Below are 20,447 nucleotides of genomic sequence, written 5' to 3'. Positions count from 1 at the left end.
CGAGTGGTTACGAGTCGGGGAGTTGACGAGGAGACGGTTCTTCACTCTGGTGCTCACGCTCCGTCGGCGGTCCGCGGTGCCGGTGGTGTGCCGTCGTACGCCGGGTGGTGCGAGGTGCCGCGCACGCCTCGGCGTGCTCCGCTCCGCCCGTCCCCGTACGACCTGTGTCAAGTCAATCGCGAGAGGCGGCCGGGGAGTTCATGCGAAGGGGTGGCGAATGGTGGCGTTTCCGCAATCGTCCTCCCGACGAGCGTGATCGTAGGATTACTTTCGGTGCGCGAACCTCGGAGAGGCGTTCTTCGCACGGGTATGCCGGTGGCAATGCGACCAGGCGGCGACCCGAGGTGTGGCCGGATTCCGCGGTCGGGTAGATGTAGCGCGGAACAGGCGCCGCAACAGGCGGCATCCTGTGGGGGATTCGCGGACAAGCGCTATCGGAACGGGGGCATTCCTGTGGGCGGCACTGGCGACACCGCCGGCTCCAACAGCACGGACGGCAGGGACGGCGCCGACGGTGCCAAACGCCCCAACGCGCAGTTGGGCTCGTGGTTCCTGCGCAGCGGCTGGTCGAAGGGCGAGCTGGCCCGGCAGGTCAACCGCCGGGCGCGCCAGATGGGCGCCCACCACATCAGCACCGACACCTCTCGGGTGCGCCGCTGGCTGGACGGCGAGCAGCCCCGGGAGCCCATCCCGCGGATCCTCTCCGAACTCTTCTCCGAACGCTTCGGCTGCGTGGTCGGCATCGAGGAGCTGGGACTGCGCTCGGCCCACCAGTCGCCGTCCGTCTCCGGCGTCGACCTCCCCTGGGCCGGCCCCCAAACGGTCGACCTCATCAGCGAGTTCACCCGCAGCGACCTGATGCTGGCCCGCCGCGGCTTCCTGGGCACCTCCCTCGCCCTCGCCGCCGGCCCCTCTCTCATCGAGCCGATGCAGCGCTGGCTGGTGCCGGTGTCCGCCGTCCGGGGCGAGGCCGCGACGCAGTCCGACCGGGCCCGGCGCCCGGCCCGCCTCTCCCGCCCCGAGCTGGAGCTGCTGGAGGCCACCACCGCGATGTTCCGGCAGTGGGACGCCCAGTGCGGCGGCGGCCTGCGGCGCAAGGCGGTGGTCGGCCAGCTCCACGAGGTCACCGACCTCCTCCAGGAACCCCAGTCGCCGGAGGTCGCCAGGCGGCTGTTCAAGGTCGCCGCCGAACTCGCCGAACTCGCCGGCTGGATGAGCTACGACGTCGGCCTCCAGCCGACCGCCCAGAAGTACTTCGTGCTCGCCCTGCACGCCTCCAAAGAGGCCGGCGACCGCCCCCTGGGCTCGTACATCCTCTCCAGCATGAGCCGGCAGATGATCCACCTCGGCCGGCCCGACGACGCGCTGGAGCTGATCCACCTCGCCCAGTACGGGAGCCGGGAGACCGCCACCCCGCGCACCCAGGCCATGTTGTATGCGATGGAGGCCCGCGCCTACGCCGGCATGGGCCAGCCCAGCAAGGTCAAGCGGGCGGTGCGGATGGCCGAGGACACCTTCTCCGACGTCACCCCCGGCGAACCCGAGCCGGACTGGATCCGCTTCTTCTCCGAGGCCGAGCTCAACGGCGAGAACGCCCACTCCTACCGCGACCTCGCCTATGTGGCCGGCCGCAGCCCCACCTACGCCTCGCTGGCGGAACCGGTCATGCAGCGCGCCGTCGAACTGTTCGGCAAGGACGCCGAGCACCAGCGCTCGTACGCGCTCAACCTGATCGGGATGGCCACCGTCCACCTGCTCCAGAAGGAGCCCGAGGCGTGCGCCGTGATGGCCCAGCAGGCGATACCGTACGCCCGGCAGGTCCGGTCCGAACGGGTCAACACCCGGTTGCGCAAAACGGTGGACACCGCGGTCCGGGAATTCGGCGGCGTCACCGAGGTGATCCAGCTCAGCGACGAGCTCTCCCGCCAGCTCCCGGAATCCGCCGTGGCGGGCTGACCGGACCGCCCGCGACGACGGCCCGAATTCACCGGCGCGTAACACGGAAGACGGCTTCGTCACCCCGGTGAAACACCGGCAAGGTTTGGCCGAAACGGCGCCGCGACACCCTCATCGCGAAGCCGGCCCACCCCACACCCGCACGGGCCGCATCGACGACGAGGAGACGCCGATGCCCCCAGGCATCCTTACGCTCGCAGACGGCCTCGCGGAAAAAGCCACGCTCAGTCCCGCCAACACCGGGTTCATGCTCATCTGCTCCGCGCTGGTGATGCTCATGACGCCCGGCCTGGCCTTCTTCTACGGCGGCATGGTCCGGGTCAAGAGTGTCCTGAACATGCTGATGATGAGCTTCATCAGCCTGGGCATCGTCACCCTCCTGTGGGTGCTCTACGGCTTCGGGCTCGCCTTCGGCACCGACACCGGCGGCGTCATCGGCTGGAACGGCGACTTCGCCGGCCTCGGCCACATCGGCCTGACCCAGCTGTGGGGCACCACCACCATCCCCGTCTACGTCTTCGCCGTGTTCCAGCTGATGTTCGCGGTGATCACCCCCGCGCTGATCAGCGGCGCCCTCGCCGACCGGGTGAAGTTCACCGCCTGGGCGCTGTTCACCGCGCTGTGGGTGACCGTCGTCTACTTCCCGGTCGCCCACTGGGTGTGGGCCGACGGCGGCTGGCTCTTCAAACTCGGCGTGATCGACTTCGCCGGCGGCACCGCCGTCCACATCAACGCCGGTGCCGCGGCGCTCGGAGTGATCCTCGTCGTCGGCAAGCGCATCGGCTTCAAGAAGGACCCGATGCGGCCGCACAGCCTGCCGCTGGTGATGCTCGGCGCCGGTCTGCTGTGGTTCGGCTGGTTCGGCTTCAACGCCGGCTCCTGGCTCAACAACGACGACGGCATCGCCGCGGTCGCCTTCGTCAACACCCAGGTCGCCACCGCCGCCGCGATGCTCGGCTGGCTCGCCTACGAGAAGCTCCGGCACGGCTCCTTCACCACCCTCGGCGCGGCCTCCGGCGCGGTCGCCGGACTGGTCGCCATCACCCCCGCCTGCGGCGCGGTCAGCCCGCTCGGCGCCATCGCGGTCGGCGTGATCGCCGGGGTGCTCTGCGCCATGGCCGTCGGCCTCAAGTACAAGTTCGGCTACGACGACTCCCTCGACGTCGTCGGCGTCCACCTCGTCGGCGGCATCGTCGGCTCGCTGCTGATCGGCCTGTTCGCCACCGGCGGCGTGCAGAGCGACGCCAAGGGCCTCTTCTACGGGGGCGGCTTCGCCCAGCTCGGCAAACAGGCCGTCGGAGTGGTCTGCGTCCTGCTGTACTCGCTGGTCGTCTCGTACGTCCTTGCCAAGGCCATCGACCTGGTGATGGGCTTCCGGGTCGGCGAGGACGAGGAGATCACCGGCGTCGACCAGGCCGCGCACGCCGAGACCGCGTACGACTTCGCCGGCGCGGGCGGCGGCACGGCCCGCAGGACCACGGCACTCGGCGATTCCCTGACCAAGAAGGTGGACGCGTGAAGCTCATCACGGCAGTAATCAAGCCGCACCGGCTCGACGAGGTGAAGGACGCCCTCCAGGCGTTCGGCGTGCACGGCCTCACCGTCACCGAGGCCAGCGGCTACGGGCGGCAACGCGGGCACACCGAGGTGTACCGGGGTGCCGAGTACACCGTCGACCTGGTGCCCAAGATCCGGATCGAGGTGCTCGTCGAGGACGCGGACGCCGAGGAGCTGGTGGAGGTCGTGGTCAAGGCCGCCCGCACCGGCAAGATCGGCGACGGGAAGGTGTGGAGCGTCCCCGTCGAGGAGGCGGTGCGCGTGCGGACCGGGGAGCGCGGACCCGACGCACTCTGAGCCGCCGGCCGAGGGCGGCGGGGACGGCAGGAGCGCGGTGGGGGACAACACGACCGAGGAGAGCTTGAGTTGACCGAGAGCCCCGAGCACACCGCAGACCCCGCCGCCGTCCCGGGAGACGCCCCGGGCGGCGGCTACCCCGCCGCCCGGCTGCGGCTCCTCCAGGCCCCCGGCGCCGAAGCCCCCACCGGCCCCGACCGCCGCGCCGCCCTCGCCGGGCTCACCGACGACTGGCTCGCCGCCCTGCTGGCCGGGGCGACCGCGGCCCGCGGCCGTGCCGCCCCCGGCACCGCACTGGTCGCCGTCGGCGGCTACGGCCGCGGCGAACTCTCCCCCCGCAGCGACCTCGACCTCGTCCTGCTGCACGACGGCCGCGCCGCCACCGCCGACCTCGCCGCCTTCGCCGACCGCCTCTGGTACCCCGTCTGGGACCTCGGCCTGGACCTCGACCACTCCGTCCGCACCCCCGCCGAAGCCCGCCGCGCCGCCCGCGACGACCTCAAGGTGCAGCTGGGCCTGCTGGACGCCCGCCACGTCGCCGGGGACCCCGAGCTGACCGCCGCGGTCCGCACCGCCGCCTACGCCGACTGGCGGGAGGGCGCCCCCAGGCGGCTGCCCGAACTCCGCGAACTCTGCCAGGAGCGCGCCGCCCGCCAGGGCGAACTCCAGTACCTCCTCGAACCCGACCTCAAGGAAGCGCACGGCGGCCTGCGGGACGCCACCGCACTCCGCGCCATCGCCGCCTCCTGGCTCGCCGACGCCCCCCGCGGCGGACTGGAGGCCGCCCGCACCCGGCTCCTCGACACCCGTGACGCCCTCCACCTCACCACCGGGCGCGCCACCGACCGGCTCTCCCTCCAGGAACAGGACCAGGTCGCCGACGCCCTCGGCCTGCTCGACGCGGACGCCCTGCTGCGCCGCACCTACGAATCCGCCCGCACCATCGCCTACGCCGCCGACGTCACCTGGCGCGAGGTCGGCCGGGTGCTGCGCGCCCGGTCCGTCAAACCGGTGCTGCGCGGACTGCTGCCCGGCCGCACCGCCGGCCGCGGCGAACGCTCACCGCTCGCCGACGGCGTCGTCGAACTCGACGGCGAGGCGGTACTGGCCCGCACCGCCCGCCCCGAACGGGATCCCGTCCTGCTGCTGCGCGCCGCGGCCGCCGCCGCCCAGGCCGGACTGCCGCTGGCCACCCACGCGATCCGCCGCTGCGCCGACGCACCGCTGCCGGTGCCCTGGCCGGCCGAGGCCCGCGAGGAACTGGTCACCCTCCTGGGCGCGGGCGCGCCCACCGTGCCCGTATGGGAGGCCCTGGAGGCCGAGGGCGTCATCGCCCGCCTCCTGCCCGACTGGGAACGCGTCCGCTGCCGCCCCCAGCGCAACCCCGTGCACACCTGGACCGTGGACCGCCACCTGGTCGAGACCGCGGTCCGCGCCGCCGCGCTGACCCGCCGCGTCCACCGGCCCGACCTGCTGCTGGTCGCCGCTCTGCTGCACGACATCGGCAAGGGCTGGCCCGGCGACCACGCGGTGGCCGGCGAGACCATCGCCCGCGACACGGCCGCCCGGCTCGGCTTCGGCCCCGGCGACACCGCGGTGATCGCCACCCTCGTCCGGCACCACCTCCTGCTCATCGAGACCGCCACCCGGCGCGACCTGGACGACCCGGAGACCGTCGGCGCGGTCGCCGACGCCGTCGGCAGCCCCGGCACCCTGGAACTGCTGCACGCCCTCACCGAGGCCGACGCGCTCGCCACCGGGCCCGCCGCCTGGAGCTCCTGGCGCGCCGGCCTCGTCGCCGCCCTCGTCCAGCGCGTCGCCGACCGGCTCGCCGGGCAGCCCGCGCCGGACCCCCGCGGCACCGACGCCCCCACCGCCGAACAGGAGCGCCTCGCCGTCGAGGCCGGCCGCACCGGCGGCCCGGTGCTGACGCTCCGCACCCGCCCCGAGGCCGGCCCGCCCGGCACTGCGGACGGCACCGCCGACGCCACCGGGGCCACCACCCTGGAACCGGTCGGCGTGGAGCTCCTCATCGCCGTCCCCGACCAGCCCGGCGTGCTGCCCGCCGCCGCCGGCGTACTGGCCCTGCACCGCCTCACCGTCCGCGCCGCCGACCTGCGCACCCTCGACCCCGTAGGCCAGGGCCCGGTGCTGCTGCTGAGCTGGCGGGTCGCCGCCGCATACGGCTCGCTGCCCGAGGCCGGCCGGCTCCGCGCCGACCTGATCCGCGCCCTGGACGGTTCCCTGGACGTCCCCGGTCGGCTCGCCGAACGCGAACGCGCCTACGCCCGCCGCTCCCGCACCGTCCCGGCCCCGCCGCCCCGCGTCACCGTCGCCGCCGGCAGCTCCCGCACCGCCACCGTCATCGAGGTCCGCGCCCAGGACGCGCACGGACTGCTGCACCGGATCGGGCGGGCCCTGGACGCGGCCGGGGTCCGCGTGCGCAGCGCCCACATCAGTACGCTGGGCGCAAATGCCGTGGACGCCTTCTACGTCACGGGACCGGACGGGGCACCGCTGCCCGACCCGGTGGCCCACAAGGTGGCCGAGACGGTCGAGACCGCGCTCCGGTAGTGCCGGGCGCGCCGCGCTCCGGGGCGCCCCCGGCGGCGCCCGTCGCACCCGGCGGGAGCGGGCCACGGCAGAGACGCTTGCGTGGCCGGATACCCTAGAAGCCGACTGGACCATAGCCCCCGACCCCGAGGATCGACGACCGCCGTGTTCGATACGCTTTCCGACCGCTTGGCGAGTACTTTCAAAAACCTCCGGGGCAAGGGCCGCCTGAGCGAGGCGGACATCGACGCCACCGCCCGCGAGATCCGGATCGCCCTGCTGGAAGCCGACGTCGCCCTGCCGGTCGTCCGTGCCTTCATCAAGCAGGTCAAGGAGCGCGGGCTCGGCTCCGAGGTCAGCCAGGCGCTGAACCCGGCCCAGCAGATCATCAAGATCGTCAACGAGGAGCTCATCGGCATCCTCGGCGGCGAGACCCGGCGCCTCCGCTTCGCCAAGCAGCCCCCGACGGTGATCATGCTCGCCGGCCTCCAGGGTGCCGGTAAGACCACCCTCGCCGGCAAGCTCGGCCGCTGGCTCAAGAGCCAGGGCCACGCCCCGCTGCTGGTCGCCTGCGACCTCCAGCGCCCCAACGCCGTCAACCAGCTCCAGGTCGTCTCCGAGCGCGCCGGCGTCGCGTTCTACGGCCCCGAGCCGGGCAACGGCGTCGGCGACCCGGTCCAGGTCGCCAAGGACTCGATCGAGTACGCCCGTGCCAAGCAGTTCGACGTCGTCGTCGTCGACACCGCCGGCCGCCTCGGCATCGACACCGAGATGATGCAGCAGGCCGCGGACATCCGGGACGCGGTCAGCCCGGACGAGGTCCTCTTCGTCGTCGACGCCATGATCGGCCAGGACGCGGTCAACACCGCCGAGGCGTTCCGCGACGGCGTGGGCTTCGACGGCGTGGTCCTCTCCAAGCTGGACGGCGACGCCCGCGGTGGTGCCGCGCTCTCCATCGCGCACGTCACCGGCAAGCAGATCATGTTCGCCTCCAACGGCGAGAAGCTGGACGACTTCGACGCGTTCCACCCGGACCGCATGGCGTCCCGCATCCTCGGCATGGGCGACATGCTCTCGCTCATCGAGAAGGCCGAGCAGACCTTCAGCCAGCAAGAGGCCGAGAAGATGGCGGCCAAGCTGGCGAAGGGCCCCAAGGAGTTCACGCTCGACGACTTCCTGGCCCAGATGGAGCAGGTCCGCAAGATGGGCTCCATCTCCAAGCTGCTCGGCATGCTGCCCGGCATGGCGCAGATGAAGGACCAGATCAACAACCTCGACGAGCGCGAGGTCGACCGCACGGCCGCCATCATCAAGTCGATGACGCCGGCCGAGCGCCAGGACCCGACGATCATCAACGGGTCGCGCCGGGCCCGTATCGCCCGGGGTTCCGGTGTCGACGTCAGCACCGTCAAGAACCTCGTCGAGCGGTTCTTCGACGCGCGCAAGATGATGTCGCGGATGGCGCAGGGCGGCGGCATGCCCGGTATGCCCGGCATCCCCGGCATGGGGGGCGGCGCCGGCCGGAAGAAGAAGCAGATCAAGCAGGCCAAGGGCAAGCGCAAGAGCGGCAACCCGATGAAGCGCAAGGCCGACGAGGAGGCCGCGGTGGCGCGCCGTGAGGCGGCCGCGGCCGGCAACCCGCTCGGCCTGCCGCAGGGCGGCCAGGAACCGCAGAACTTCGAACTCCCCGAGGAGTTCAAGAAGTTCATGAACTGAACGGCGCCCTCGCGGCACCGACGACCGAGCCCCCGACCGCCTCTGGGCGGTCGGGGGCTCGGCCGTTGCGCACCGGCTCCGGCTAGCGGGTCCGCGCGATCAGATAACGGAAGACGTTCGCCATCCAGACCGTTCCGTCCGCCCGCTGATACGGATGGAGCGCCTCGGCCAGCTCCTTCTCCACCTGCCGCGGCCCGGCCACCTCCAGCGCCGCGTCGAACAGCCCGGTCGACAGCATCCCGCGCACCGCGCTCGCCATGTCCGCGTACCCGAACGGGCAGGCCACCCGCCCCGACCCGTCGGGCCGCAGCCCCGCCCGGTCCGCCAACTCCTCCAGGTCGTCCCGCCCGGCCGGCCGCCAGCCCGCGCCGAAGCCCGCCGTCCGGGCGGCCAGCCGCTCCGCCACCCGCAGCACCCCGGCCGCCGCACACCGCTCCACCGGGCCCCAGCCGCCCAGCACCACCGCACTGCCGCGCTCGGCCAGCGCCGCCGCCGAGGCCAGCGCCCCGGTCACCTCCTCGGCGCCGCCGCAGCCCACCGGATGGAACGCCGTGATCACGGTGAACGCCGCGTCCTTGGGCGCCGCATCGGCCAGTCCGCCGCTGACCAGCCGGGTGACCTCCGGCATCCCGTCCGGCGTGAGCCGCTCGCGCGCCAGCTCCAGCCGGCACTCGTCCGCGTCCACACCGCTGACCTGCGCCCCGCGCGCCGCCGCGAGCAGCAGCGCCAGCCCGGACCCGCAGCCCAGACCCAGCAGCCGGGTGCCGGGGCCGACCCCCAGCCGGTCGTACGCGGCTTCGTAGAGGGGCACCAGCATCCGTTCCTGGATCTCCGCCCAGTCGCGGGCGCGGGTGCCGACCGGTGCGGCCGAGCCGTCGGCGTGCCCGGTCCCGGTGTTCGGAAGCTGGTGCCGCACGAGCGTGGGAGACATCGATAGCGCCCCTATTCGCCGAGAACCCGAAGCTAATCAGTACTGTCCGCCCCCGTGTTTCCGAGCGTTGTGCGCCCCCGCGATCCAGACAACTGCGCTTCCGACCGGCCGTCCAGAGGGTGCGCCGGGTTTGGCTCCCGCGCGCCCCTGTGTGCGCCGGCCCCTGTGCTCCCGGAGCGCCGTTCCAGGGTGCCTTGGGGAGTGCGGTCCCGCCACGGCAGTGCCCGCCGCCCGGCGCGCCGGCTGCGGGATCCCCGCCGACGGCCGCGTGTCGCCGCTGCCCTACGGTGGAGGGGCGGGGCCGACGTCCGCAGCATTTCGTACCGCCGGTAACATCGCGGCACGCCACGCACCCCGGTGTGCGGCGGTTTACGCCATGCGGTGTACGCGGGGGTATGCGCCCTACGTACCGGCTTGCCGCCCGCGGGCGTCTTCTCCGCAGATCGGCGCACCGCGTACGGGCCACGCCGCATGCCCAGAAACTGACCGGTACGTGCAAATTATTTGGGATGCCCCGGAATCGGAACACTGGGCGACTCCGGCTCGTTGTCACGACGTGAGCACGACACCGCCTGTTCTCGCCGCCGAGCTGGCGCTCGCGTGGGCCGACATTCAACGGCACCACCCCGAGCTGCCGGACCTGGCCGCGCCCGAGTCCCTGATCGGAGAGTCCTCGTCCGCCTGCGGCGCCGAACTCTCCTTCGAACGGCTGCTCCACGAGGCAGTCCACGGCATCGCCGCCGCCCGCGGCATCCGCGACACCTCCCGGGCAGGCCGCTACCACAACCGCCGGTTCCTGGCGATCGCCGAGGAGCTGGGCCTGGACCACACCGACGAGCCGCACCCCAGCAGCGGCTTCTCCCTGGTCACACTCAACCCCGAGGCGAGACGGCGCTACCGCCCCACCATCGAGCGGCTCACCAGAGCCCTCAAGGCCCACAGTGCCGCCACCGCCACCGACACCACCCGCAGCTTCCGCGGCCCGGCCGCCCGGCACGGCTCCTCCGGAGGCGGCGTCCGCGTCAAGGCCGTCTGCGACTGCGGGCGCAACGTCCGGGTGGTCCCGTCCGTACTGGCCCAGGCACCGATCGTCTGCGGCGGCTGCGGGAAGCCCTTCCGGATCCCCGAGGTGGCCGCGGTCGGCTGACCTCCGGGCGTGTGGCACAATTGCCAGCTGTACTCGACAGTCGCACAGGACCCCTCTCTCCTCCGGCTGACGCGTCCATCGGGGCCCCGAGTACCGCAACCCCACGTGGCATCTCGTTGTGCCCCACCACGTCAAGACCAGGAGACACCACTCCAGTGGCAGTCAAGATCAAGCTGAAGCGTCTGGGCAAGATCCGCTCGCCTCACTACCGCATCGTCGTCGCCGACTCCCGCACCCGCCGGGACGGTCGCGCCATCGAGGAGATCGGCCTGTACCACCCGGTGCAGAACCCCTCCCGCATCGAGGTCGACTCGGAGCGTGCGCAGTACTGGCTGAGCGTCGGCGCCCAGCCGACCGAGCCCGTTCTGGCCATCCTCAAGGTCACCGGCGACTGGCAGAAGTTCAAGGGTCTGCCGGCCCCGGCGCCGATGAAGGTCGCCGAGCCGAAGGCCGACAAGCGCGCCCTCTTCGAGGCCGCCGCCAAGGCTTCCGGTGACGAGCCGAAGGGTGAGGCCATCACCCCGAAGGCGAAGAAGGCCGACAAGAAGGCGGACGAGGCCGCGGCCGAGTCCACCTCTGAGTCCTCCGAGGACTGAGCGTGCTTGAGGAGGCCCTTGAGCACCTCGTCAAGGGCATCGTCGACAACCCCGATGACGTGCAGGTAGCCTCGCGCACCCTGCGTCGCGGGCGGGTGCTGGAGGTCCGGGTCCACCCCGACGACCTCGGCAAGGTGATCGGCCGCAACGGCCGGACCGCCCGCGCGCTGCGGACCGTCGTCGGCGCCATCGGCGGCCGGGGCATCCGCGTCGACCTCGTCGACGTCGACCAAGTTCGCTGATCAAGTTGAACACCGGCTCGGGCCGGGGAGGGCCTCACGGTCGTCCCCGGCCCGTGCTCGTATGCCACCGTGGAACCACGGCCCCGTCGGTTCCACACCCCATGGGACCCACCGCCGTCACCCTTGAGGAACCCCGGCGTTCCTCCACCCCGTCCGCGAAAGCGGCGGCGGTTTAGCCGCAAAGAGGAGCACAGTGCAGCTGGTAGTCGCCCGGATCGGCCGCGCCCACGGCATCAAGGGCGAGGTCACCGTAGAGGTGCGCACCGACGAACCGGAGCTCCGGCTCGCCCCGGGCGCCGTCCTCGCCACCGACCCGTCCTCCGTCGGGCCGCTGACCATCGCCACCGGCCGGGTGCACAGCGGCCGGCTGCTGCTGCGCTTCGAGGGCGTCGCCGACCGCACCGCCGCCGAGGCGCTCCGCAACACCCTGCTGATCGCCGAGGTCGACCCCGAGGAACTCCCCGAGGACCCCGAGGAGTTCTACGACCACCAGCTGATCGACCTCGACGTCGTCACCCGCGACGGCACCGCCGTCGGCCGGATCACCGAGGTCTCCCACCTGCCCTACCAGGACCTGCTGATCGTCGCCCGCCCCGAGGGCGGCGAGGTCATGATCCCGTTCGTCACGGAGATCGTGCCCGAGATCGACCTGGAAGAGCAGCGCGCGGTCATCGACCCGCCGCCCGGACTCCTTGACGAGGGCCAGGCCGAGATCGCCTCCAGCCGCGAGGACAACTGATGCGGCTCGACATCGTCACGATCTTCCCCGAATACCTCGAACCGCTGAACGTCTCGCTGGTCGGCAAGGCCCGCGCCCGCGGACAGCTCGACGTCCGCATCCACGATCTGCGGGAGTGGACCCACGACAAGCACAACACCGTCGACGACACCCCCTACGGCGGCGGCCCCGGCATGGTCATGAAGCCCGAGCCGTGGGGCGAGGCGCTCGACGAGGTCCTGGCGTCCGGCGAAGGCGCCCCCGTCCTCGTCGTCCCCACTCCCAGCGGCGTCCCCTTCACCCAGGAACTCGCCGTCGAACTCTCCGGCAAGCCCTGGCTGGTGTTCACCCCGGCCCGCTACGAAGGCATCGACCGCCGCGTCATCGAGGAGTACGGCGACCGCCTGGACGTCCGCGAGGTCTCCATCGGCGACTACGTGCTGGCCGGCGGCGAGGCCCCGGTCCTGGTCATGGTCGAGGCGGTGGCCCGGCTCCTGCCCGGCGTCCTCGGCAACGCCGCCTCCCACCAGGACGACTCCTTCGCCCCCGGGGCGATGGCCGACCTCCTGGAAGGCCCCGTCTACACCAAGCCCCCCGAGTGGCGCGACCGCACCATCCCCGACGTGCTGCTCAGCGGCCACCACGGCAAGATCGCCCGCTGGCGCCGCGACGAGGCGTTCCGCCGCACCGACCGCAACCGCCCCGATCTGATCGAGCGCGCGGACCCCGCCGCCTTCGACAAGAAGGACCGGGAAATCCTGGCCGCACTGGGCTGGGCGCGGCGCGAGGACGGCCGATTTGGGCGGACGAGTCAGTCCGTGGAAGAATGAGCCGCTGCTGACTGCGTCCGGCGTGCGCCCCTGCCACAGGGGGAACGACGTCCGCCCGGCGACTCCGACAGCGAACCAACTTTTCCGATGATTCCGCTGATGACCTGTGGCATCAGCGAAGAAAGCAGTGGGTCATGAACCTTCTCGACTCCGTCGACTCCGCAGCGCTGCGCAGCGACATCCCGGCCTTCCGCCCGGGTGACACCGTCAACGTCCACGTCCGCGTCATCGAGGGCAACCGCTCCCGTGTGCAGCAGTTCAAGGGCGTTGTCATCCGCCGCCAGGGCTCCGGCGTGCGCGAGACCTTCTCGGTCCGCAAGGTCAGCTTCTCGGTCGGCGTGGAGCGCACCTTCCCCGTGCACACCCCGATCGTCGAGAAGATCGAGGTCGTCACCCGCGGTGACGTCCGTCGCGCCAAGCTGTACTACCTCCGCGAGCTGCGCGGCAAGGCCGCCAAGATCAAGGAGAAGCGCGAGCGCTGAGCCGCGCCGCACCGGGCCGCGGGAAACCGCCCCGGTGCACCGCGAGGCCACGCTGGCGACCGGCGTCCGGGCCCGGCCGGATAGGCTCTGGGCCCCATGGACACCGACGCACAACTCACGGAGCGCGACCCCGCTTCCGACCCCGCACAGGGGTCGGAACGGCGGTCGCGCTCCGCGCGTTTCCGGGCTGTGGTGGCGCAGCTGCGGTACCGGCCGGTCACCCTCTTCGTGCTCTGTCTGGCCTTCCTGTTCCTGCTCAGCACCTTCGTGGCGCAGCCGTTCCTGATCCCCAGCACTTCCATGGAGAACACCCTGCGGGTCGGTGACCGGGTCCTGGTGAACAAGCTGGCGTACCGCTTCGGCGCCACCCCGCAGCGGGGCGACGTCGTCGTCTTCGACGGCACGGGATCTTTCGTTCACAGGGAGCAGGGGGAGAATCCCGTCACGGGACTGCTGCGCAAAGCCGGCGCGGCACTGGGCCTGGCCCGGTCCGACGACACCGACTACGTCAAGCGCGTCATCGGCGTCGGCGGGGACCATGTGACCTGCTGCGACAAACAGGGGCGGATCAACGTGAACGGAGTGCCGGTGACCGAGGGTTATCTCCATCCCGGGGACGCGCCCTCCGCCGTCCCCTTCGACATCGTGGTGCCGAAGGGCCGGCTCTGGGTCATGGGGGACCACCGCGCCCGGTCCAGCGACTCCCGCGACCACCTCGGTGAGCCCGGTGGTGGGACCGTCCCGGTCGACCGGGTCATCGGCCGCGCCGACCTGATCAGTTGGCCGTTCGACCGCTGGAGCACCATCAGCACCCCCGGAGCCCTCGCCCGTATACCGGCACCGGCAGGCCCCCGTGGGTAACCGTGGACGCCCCCGCCACGGGCGCGAGGACACTCCCGACGACGGGACGTACGCCGGCACCGGTGGGGCAGAAGAGGCAGAAGAGGCCGACGGTGCGCAGGGCTCCCGGCCGGCGACCGGTGGGCGGGCCGAGCGGCGCCGCCAGGCCCAGCGCATCAAGCGCCGCAGACGCCGCTCCTACCTCAAGGAAATCCCGATCCTCGTCGGGGTGGCGCTGGCCATCGCGCTGGTCCTGAAGACCTTCCTGGTCCAGGCGTTCGTGATCCCGTCCGGCTCCATGGAACAGACCATCAAGATCGGCGACCGGGTGCTGGTCGACAAGCTCACCCCGTGGTTCGGCGCCAAGCCGCACCGCGGTGACGTCGTCGTCTTCAAGGACCCCGGCGGCTGGCTCAAGGGCGAGCAGAACCAGTCCACCGGGGGCTCCGGCCCGATCAACGACGTCCTGACCTTCATCGGGCTGCTGCCGTCCGCCAACGAGCAGGACCTGATCAAGCGTGTGGTGGCGGTCGGCGGCGACACCGTCCGCTGCTGCGACACCAAGGGCCGGGTCACGGTCAACGGCACCCCGCTCACCGAGCCGTACGTGCACCCCGGAAACCCGCCCTCCGAGCTGAAGTTCACGGTGAACGTCCCCACCGGACGGATCTTCGTCATGGGCGACCACCGCTCCAACTCGGCGGACTCGCGCTACCACCTGGACGAGCCGTACCGCGGCACGGTCTCGGAGGACAACGTCGTGGGCCGGGCCGTGCTCATCGCCTGGCCGTTCAGCCACTGGCAGTTCCTCAAGGAGCCCGACACCTTCGCCACCGTGCGCGACGCGCCGGGCGCGAAGGCGTCGGCGGCGGGTGCAGCGCATAGGGTGTCATCCGAGAGTTTGACCGTACTCCCGACCCCTGCGGAACTCCCGCTCGTTATGGGAGTGGTGGGCCTGCACCGGTTGACGGGCGGGCGAGAGCGCGGAGTGAGGAGCAGATGTGGGGGACTTGGCGGTCGGCGCGCGGTCCGGAACCGAAGAGCCCGAAGAGCCCGCGGGGCGCGGTGAGTCCGCGCGGCAGGCGACGAGTTCCGTACACCAGCCACAGGCGCAGCCGGACGGGTCCGCACCCGGCCGGCCGCGCACCGATCTATCGAAGCCGTCGGACGCAGCAGCCGACGAGGAGGCGACCGGCAGCGTGACCAAAGGCAAGAAGCCGCGTGCCTTCTGGAAGGAACTGCCGATCCTCATCGGCATCGCCCTGCTCCTCGCCCTGCTGATCAAGACGTTCCTGGTGCAGGCGTTCTCCATCCCGTCCGACTCCATGCAGGACACCCTCCAGCGCGGGGACCGGGTGCTGGTCGACAAGCTGACGCCGTGGTTCGGCGCCAAGCCGCAGCGCGGCGAGGTCGTCGTCTTCCACGACCCGGGCGGCTGGCTCAACGAGACGCCCACCCCGCAGCCCAACCCCGTCCAGAAGGTCCTCAGCTTCATCGGCCTGATGCCCTCGGCCGAGGAGAAGGACCTGATCAAGCGGGTCATCGCGGTCGGCGGCGACACCGTCGAATGCCAGGGCACCGGCCCCGTCAAGGTCAACGGCAAGGCCCTCAAGGAAGATTCCTACGTCTTCCCCGGCGCCACCGCCTGCGGCGACCGCCCGTTCGGCCCGATCCACGTCCCCAAGGGGCGGATCTGGGTGATGGGCGACCACCGGGACGACTCCCTCGACTCCCGGTACCACCAGAACCTCCCGGGCAACGGCACGGTCTCCGAGGACGAGGTCGTCGGCCGCGCCTTCACCATCGCCTGGCCGATCAACCGCTGGTCGACCCTCCCCGTACCGGACACCTTCGACCAGCCCGGCATCAACAAGGCGATGGGGACGGCCCCGGCCGCACTGGGCCTGGTCGGCGCGGCCCCGCTCGTGATCTGGCGTCGCCGGAGGCTGACCGCAGCGCGTAACCCCAGGTAAGGTGCCGTCCCGGATCTTCGACGCGGGCCCGTCCCGCGGGGCGGGAGCGCTGGGATGAGCAGCAGTACGGAACGTATGACGGACGGCCGCGGCCGGACCACGGGCAGTGTTCTGTCCGGTCTGGCCGTGGCCGTCGGCTGTGTGCTGTTCCTCGGCGGATTCGTCTGGGGAGCGCTGCTCTACCGCCCGTACACGGTGCCGACCGACTCCATGTCGCCCACCATCGCCGCGGGCGCCCGGGTCATGGCGGAGAAGGTGAGCGGCTCCGAGATACGCCGCGGCGACATCGTCGTCTTCAAGGACGCCACCTGGGGCGACCTGCCGATGGTCAAGCGGGTCGTCGGCGTCGGCGGCGACACGGTCGCCTGCTGCACCAAGAAGGGCCTGCTGACGGTCAACGGAATCCCCATCGAGGAGCCGTACCTCCACAGCGAAGGCCCCGCCTCGCCCATCGGCTTCAAGGCCGCCGTCCCCACCGGCCAGCTCTTCCTCCTCGGCGATCACCGCAACGACTCCCTCGACTCCCGCGTCCACCTCACCGACGGCGACCACGGCTCCGTACCGCGCAACGCCGTCGCCGCCCGGGTCGACGCCCGCGCCTGGCCGCTCGACGGCGTCGGCATGCTCCAGCGCCCCGCGAGCTTCGCCGCGCTCCCCGGCGGTACCTCGCAGCCGGGACCGCTCCAGCCCCTCGTCCTCGCGGTCGTCGCCGGTGCTGTACTCATCCTGGGGGGCGCGGCCTACGGGCCGATCGCACGGCGGAAGGGGCGTGGACGTGGGTGAGCGGGAGCATCGGCAGGAGTCGTGGCAGGAAGGCGGGCGGGGACGGGGGCAGTCTGAGGGTGGCGGCGAGGTTGTGGGCCAGGGTGCCGGCGAGGCCGCTGCGGTCCAGGTGAGCGCTGTGACCGTGCCGGCCGCGGTGGCCGGGCAGACCACGGCGGTGCGCAAGGTGTCCCGGGTCGTGCTGCTCGACCCGGATGACCGGATCCTGCTGCTGCACGGCTTCGAACCGGACCGTCCGGCCGAAACCTGGTGGTTCACCCCCGGCGGCGGTTTGGAGGGCACCGAGACCCGAGAAGACGCCGCCCTGCGCGAACTCGCCGAGGAGACCGGCATCACCGGGGCCACCCTCGGTCCCCTCCTGTGGAAGCGCCGCTGCGCCTTCCCTTTCGACGGGCGACGCTGGGAGCAGGACGAGTGGTACTACCTGGCCCGGACGGACCGGACCGCCACCGACACCGCCGGTCACACGGACCTGGAACGACGCAGCGTCTCGGGACTGAAGTGGTGGACCTCGGAGGAACTGTCGGCGTCGCATGAGACGGTGTATCCGACCAGACTCGCCGAGCTGCTGCGCACACTGCTCGACGTAGGGCCCCCTAGTGCGCCGGTGCTCCTGGAGACCGAGAGGGTCTGACGCACAATAGGGGGACGCACGGCTGAAGGGGATCTGCCATGAGCGCCGAGGACCTCGAAAAGTACGAGACCGAGATGGAGCTGAAGCTCTACCGGGAGTACCGCGACGTCGTCGGGCTGTTCAAATACGTGATCGAGACCGAGCGTCGCTTCTACCTCACCAATGACTACGAGATGCAGGTGCACTCGGTCCAGGGTGAAGTGTTCTTCGAGGTCTCGATGGCCGACGCTTGGGTCTGGGACATGTACCGGCCAGCCCGGTTCGTCAAGCAGGTGAGAGTGCTCACGTTCAAGGACGTGAACATCGAAGAGCTGAACAAGAGCGATCTGGATCTTCCGGGTAGCTGAGGATCTTCTGCGGGCCGGTCGTCGGCGTCCGGGCCGCTGTCACTGGCGGCTGCCCGGACGGTGTTGTGCGTCGCCCTGACGGGTGACGGAGTTATCCACAACCAAGCGGTTATCCACCAAGATCCAATAGATCTGTGCGGGGGCGTCAGAGTCGGTGCCGGAGGTGGTACCGCATGAACGCCACACACACCAGCCGCCAGGCCGTGGACGCAGCACGCACCGGGAAGCACGCGCCGGACGACGGCGACCCCACCCGCACGAACCGCAAAGGCGGGGCAGGGGAGCGGAACCCCGGGTCAGGCAGGGGCGCCCGTGGGGCAGAGGCCCCGCACCGTGGACCGGAAGCCGAGAGCCGTGGCTCACGGGCCGAGAACCGTGAGCCGGGGGCGGAGAGCCTTGGGCCACGGGCCGAGAATCGTGAGCCGGGGACCGAGCGCCGTGGTCCACGGGCCGCGGGCGGTGATGTCGGGGCCATGAGCAGTGGGCCCGGGGCGGGGAACCGTAGGCGGGGAAGGCGGCCCGGGGACCGGCCCCCGACGGTGGCCGAGGGGCCTCCACGAGCCGCGCGCAGGGCGGGCGCGGCGCGGCCTACCCCAACAGCACAACCAGCGAAAACACGGCACCCCGCCCCACCCGCGACATCCCGCAACGCCCTCGGCCGCTACGGCGAGGACCTGGCCGTTCGACGGCTCACCGAAGCCGGGATGAGGATCCTCCACCGCAACTGGCGCTGCCGCGACGGAGAAATCGACATCGTCGCCGCCGACGGCGACACCCTGGTCGTCTGCGAGGTCAAGACCCGCCGAGCAGGCTGGTACGAACACCCCATGGCGGCAGTCCGAGCCGAGAAGACCGCCCGGCTGCGCCTCCTCGCCGAACGCTGGCTGGAACGGCACGGCGGGCCACCGCCCGGCGGCGTCCGCATCGACGTCATCGGCGTCCTGCTGCCCGCCCGCGGCGCCCCCGTGGTCGAACACGCAAAGGGGGTGGCGTGATGGGATTCGCCCGCACCTGCTCCGTCGCGCTCGTAGGCGTCGAAGGAGTCGTCGTCGAAGTCCAAGCCGACCTGGAACCCGGCGTGGCCGCGTTCACACTCGTCGGGCTCCCCGACAAGAGCCTGGTCGAGTCCAAGGACCGCGTCCGCGCGGCCCTGGTCAATTCCGGCGCCGAATGGCCGCAGAAGAAACTCACCGTCGGCCTCAGCCCCGCATCCGTCCCCAAGAGCGGCAGCGGCTTCGACCTCGCCGTGGCCTGCGCCGTCCTCGGCGCCGCCGAACGACTCGACCCCCGCGAGCTCACCGACCTGATGATGATCGGCGAACTCGGCCTCGACGGCCGCGTCCGCCCCGTCCGCGGCGTACTGCCCGCCGTACTCGCCGCCGCCGATGCCGGATACCGCCAGGTCGTCGTACCGGAACAGACCGTCGCCGAAGCCTCACTCGTCCCCAGCGTCTCCGTCCTCGGCGTCCGCAGCCTGCGGCAACTCATCGCCGTCCTCGCCGACGAACCGGTCCCCGAAGAGGAGAACCCCCTCGACGAAGGCCGCCCCGACCCGCTCCTGACCGGCCTCGCCATGCCCGGCACCGGCATCACCGCGGGCCTGCCACCGGGCGACCACACCCCCGACCTCGCCGACGTCGCGGGCCAGCACAACGCCCGGCGCGCCCTGGAAGTGGCCGCCGCCGGACGCCACCACATCTTTTTCAAGGGCCCACCCGGGGCCGGCAAGACCATGCTCGCCGAACGGCTCCCCGGACTGCTGCCGCCCTTGACGCCCAAGGAATCCCTGGAGGTCACCGCCGTCCACTCGGTCGCCGGTACCCTCCCACCAGGACAGCCCCTGGTCCACCGCCCGACCTACTGCTCCCCGCACCACTCGGCGACCATGGCCTCTCTGGTCGGCGGTGGAACCGGCCTGCCCCGCCCAGGAGCCGTCTCGCTCGCCCACCACGGCGTGCTCTTCCTCGACGAAGCCGCCGAATGCAGCCCACGCGTCCTGGATGCCCTACGCCAACCACTCGAATCCGGCCACGTCGTCGTGGCTCGCGCCGGCGGCATGATGCGGATGCCCGCCCGCTTTCTGCTCGCCCTCGCGGCCAACCCGTGCTCGTGCGGGCGGCACGGCACCACCGCAGGCGGCTGCGAATGCCGCCCCTCCTCGATCCGCCGCTATCGCGCCCGGCTCTCCGGGCCGTTGATGGACCGGGTGGACCTGCGGATCGCCGTGGAACCGGTCGCCCGCTCCGAACTCATCACACTCGGCCGCGGTGCCGAATCCACCGCCACCGTCGCCGAACGCGTCCGCGCCGCCCGCCAACGCGCCGCGGCCCGCCTCATCGACACGCCCTGGCAGACCAACAGCGAGGTACCGGGCCACGAACTGCGCACCCGCTGGCCTGTGCAACTCGGCGCCCTCGCCCAAGCCGAACGCGACCTGGAATGCGGGCTCCTGACAGCCCGCGGCCTCGACCGTGTCCTCCGCGTCGCCTGGACAGCCGCCGACCTCGCCGGTCGTGATCGCCCGACGAAGGAGGACGTCAACTGGGCCCTGGAACTCCGTACGGGGGTACGACGCGGCGCGGTGACGACCGGATCGACAGCGGGAGGAGGCCGAGGCACGGGGAGCGCAGCGGGCATCGTCGCGCCGATGGGGCCGAGCACACAAGCGAGAGCCGCCGCACGGGCGGGAGCAGGGCACGACGGGGCGCCGGAAGCGGGGACGGAAGAGGAATCCGAGGCAGGGACGGAGCGGACGGGGACGGCAGCGACCACGGCCGGAACACCGGCGGTGAGCGGACTGGGGGAGACGCTCCGGAAGACACCGGACCCCCGCCCACGCGTCGCG

General features: G+C 71.9%; 19 protein-coding genes and 1 pseudogene. 19 read left to right on the top strand and 1 reads right to left on the bottom strand.

Annotated elements, in window-relative coordinates:
* The first annotated feature begins 453 nt into the window (after positions 1-453).
* The 5 genes from CG747_RS00545 (at position 454) to ffh (ending at position 8,079) form a co-directional block, all read left to right on the top strand.
* The gene (locus tag CG747_RS00545) at positions 454-1,956 is read left to right on the top strand and encodes a hypothetical protein (RefSeq protein ID WP_374701724.1); all 1,503 of its coding nucleotides are present in this window, start codon (positions 454-456) and stop codon (positions 1,954-1,956) included.
* Between the two features lie 172 nt (positions 1,957-2,128).
* Positions 2,129-3,475: an ammonium transporter gene (locus CG747_RS00540; RefSeq protein ID WP_100599579.1), complete on the top strand. Its 1,347-nt coding sequence runs from the start codon at positions 2,129-2,131 to the stop codon at positions 3,473-3,475.
* A complete protein-coding gene (locus CG747_RS00535; RefSeq protein ID WP_039632407.1) occupies positions 3,472-3,810 on the top strand; it encodes a P-II family nitrogen regulator in 339 nt (112 codons plus the stop codon). The genes CG747_RS00540 and CG747_RS00535 overlap by 4 nt, the downstream gene beginning before the upstream one ends.
* Before the next feature lie 69 nt (positions 3,811-3,879).
* Positions 3,880-6,384, top strand: coding sequence for a [protein-PII] uridylyltransferase (locus tag CG747_RS00530; RefSeq protein ID WP_100599578.1), 2,505 nt, complete (start codon positions 3,880-3,882; stop codon positions 6,382-6,384).
* Positions 6,385-6,528: 144 nt separating this feature from the next.
* A complete protein-coding gene (ffh, locus tag CG747_RS00525) occupies positions 6,529-8,079 on the top strand; it encodes a signal recognition particle protein (RefSeq protein WP_100599577.1) in 1,551 nt (516 codons plus the stop codon).
* Positions 8,080-8,161: 82 nt separating this feature from the next.
* On the opposite strand, the gene CG747_RS00520 is transcribed toward ffh, so the two are convergent.
* A complete protein-coding gene (locus CG747_RS00520; RefSeq protein ID WP_100599576.1) occupies positions 8,162-9,010 on the bottom strand; it encodes a methyltransferase domain-containing protein in 849 nt (282 codons plus the stop codon).
* A gap of 556 nt (positions 9,011-9,566) precedes the next feature.
* Between CG747_RS00520 and CG747_RS00515 the strand changes: the two genes are divergently transcribed.
* The 14 genes and pseudogenes from CG747_RS00515 to CG747_RS00445 form a co-directional block, all read left to right on the top strand.
* The gene (locus CG747_RS00515; RefSeq protein ID WP_039632402.1) at positions 9,567-10,157 is read left to right on the top strand and encodes a hypothetical protein; all 591 of its coding nucleotides are present in this window, start codon (positions 9,567-9,569) and stop codon (positions 10,155-10,157) included.
* A gap of 155 nt (positions 10,158-10,312) precedes the next feature.
* A complete protein-coding gene (rpsP, locus tag CG747_RS00510) occupies positions 10,313-10,753 on the top strand; it encodes a 30S ribosomal protein S16 (protein ID WP_100599575.1) in 441 nt (146 codons plus the stop codon).
* Positions 10,754-10,755: 2 nt separating this feature from the next.
* Positions 10,756-10,995 carry an RNA-binding protein gene (locus CG747_RS00505; RefSeq protein ID WP_003980229.1) on the top strand — a complete coding sequence of 80 codons (240 nt, stop codon included), beginning with the start codon at positions 10,756-10,758 and terminating at the stop codon, positions 10,993-10,995.
* 193 nt (positions 10,996-11,188) lie between these two features.
* On the top strand, positions 11,189-11,734 hold the full coding sequence (gene rimM, locus CG747_RS00500; RefSeq protein WP_100599574.1) for a ribosome maturation factor RimM: 546 nt from the start codon (positions 11,189-11,191) through the stop codon (positions 11,732-11,734).
* On the top strand, positions 11,734-12,543 hold the full coding sequence (trmD, locus tag CG747_RS00495; RefSeq protein WP_100599573.1) for a tRNA (guanosine(37)-N1)-methyltransferase TrmD: 810 nt from the start codon (positions 11,734-11,736) through the stop codon (positions 12,541-12,543). Before rimM ends, trmD begins: the two co-directional genes overlap by 1 nt.
* Positions 12,544-12,677: 134 nt before the next feature.
* Complete coding sequence (gene rplS / locus CG747_RS00490) at positions 12,678-13,025, top strand: 50S ribosomal protein L19 (protein ID WP_100599572.1); 348 nt, start codon at positions 12,678-12,680, stop codon at positions 13,023-13,025.
* A 96-nt stretch (positions 13,026-13,121) separates the two neighbouring features.
* Entirely contained in the window at positions 13,122-13,886 is a 765-nt protein-coding gene (gene lepB / locus CG747_RS00485; protein WP_100599571.1) for a signal peptidase I, read from the top strand.
* Positions 13,879-14,934: a signal peptidase I gene (gene lepB / locus CG747_RS00480; RefSeq protein ID WP_100599570.1), complete on the top strand. Its 1,056-nt coding sequence runs from the start codon at positions 13,879-13,881 to the stop codon at positions 14,932-14,934. Before lepB (CG747_RS00485) ends, lepB (CG747_RS00480) begins: the two co-directional genes overlap by 8 nt.
* A gap of 130 nt (positions 14,935-15,064) precedes the next feature.
* The gene (gene lepB, locus CG747_RS00475; protein WP_374701723.1) at positions 15,065-15,838 is read left to right on the top strand and encodes a signal peptidase I; all 774 of its coding nucleotides are present in this window, start codon (positions 15,065-15,067) and stop codon (positions 15,836-15,838) included.
* Positions 15,839-15,892: 54 nt separating this feature from the next.
* Complete coding sequence (gene lepB, locus CG747_RS00470; protein ID WP_100599569.1) at positions 15,893-16,621, top strand: signal peptidase I; 729 nt, start codon at positions 15,893-15,895, stop codon at positions 16,619-16,621.
* A gap of 118 nt (positions 16,622-16,739) precedes the next feature.
* Complete coding sequence (locus CG747_RS00465) at positions 16,740-17,255, top strand: NUDIX hydrolase (protein ID WP_100600040.1); 516 nt, start codon at positions 16,740-16,742, stop codon at positions 17,253-17,255.
* A 38-nt stretch (positions 17,256-17,293) separates the two neighbouring features.
* Positions 17,294-17,602 carry a DUF2469 domain-containing protein gene (locus CG747_RS00460; protein WP_003980220.1) on the top strand — a complete coding sequence of 103 codons (309 nt, stop codon included), beginning with the start codon at positions 17,294-17,296 and terminating at the stop codon, positions 17,600-17,602.
* A gap of 674 nt (positions 17,603-18,276) precedes the next feature.
* A complete protein-coding gene (locus CG747_RS00450; protein WP_100600039.1) occupies positions 18,277-18,597 on the top strand; it encodes a YraN family protein in 321 nt (106 codons plus the stop codon).
* A pseudogene (locus CG747_RS00445) lies at positions 18,597-20,195 on the top strand (YifB family Mg chelatase-like AAA ATPase); the annotation flags it as partial. The gene CG747_RS00450 and the pseudogene CG747_RS00445, both read left to right, overlap by 1 nt.
* Between the last annotated feature and the right edge of the window lie 252 nt (positions 20,196-20,447).

Origin of the sequence: Streptomyces sp. CB02959 (assembly GCF_002803155.1) — a bacterium.
Taxonomy (GTDB): Bacteria; Actinomycetota; Actinomycetes; order Streptomycetales; family Streptomycetaceae; genus Streptomyces.
This window is presented reverse-complemented; position numbering and strand designations above follow the sequence as displayed.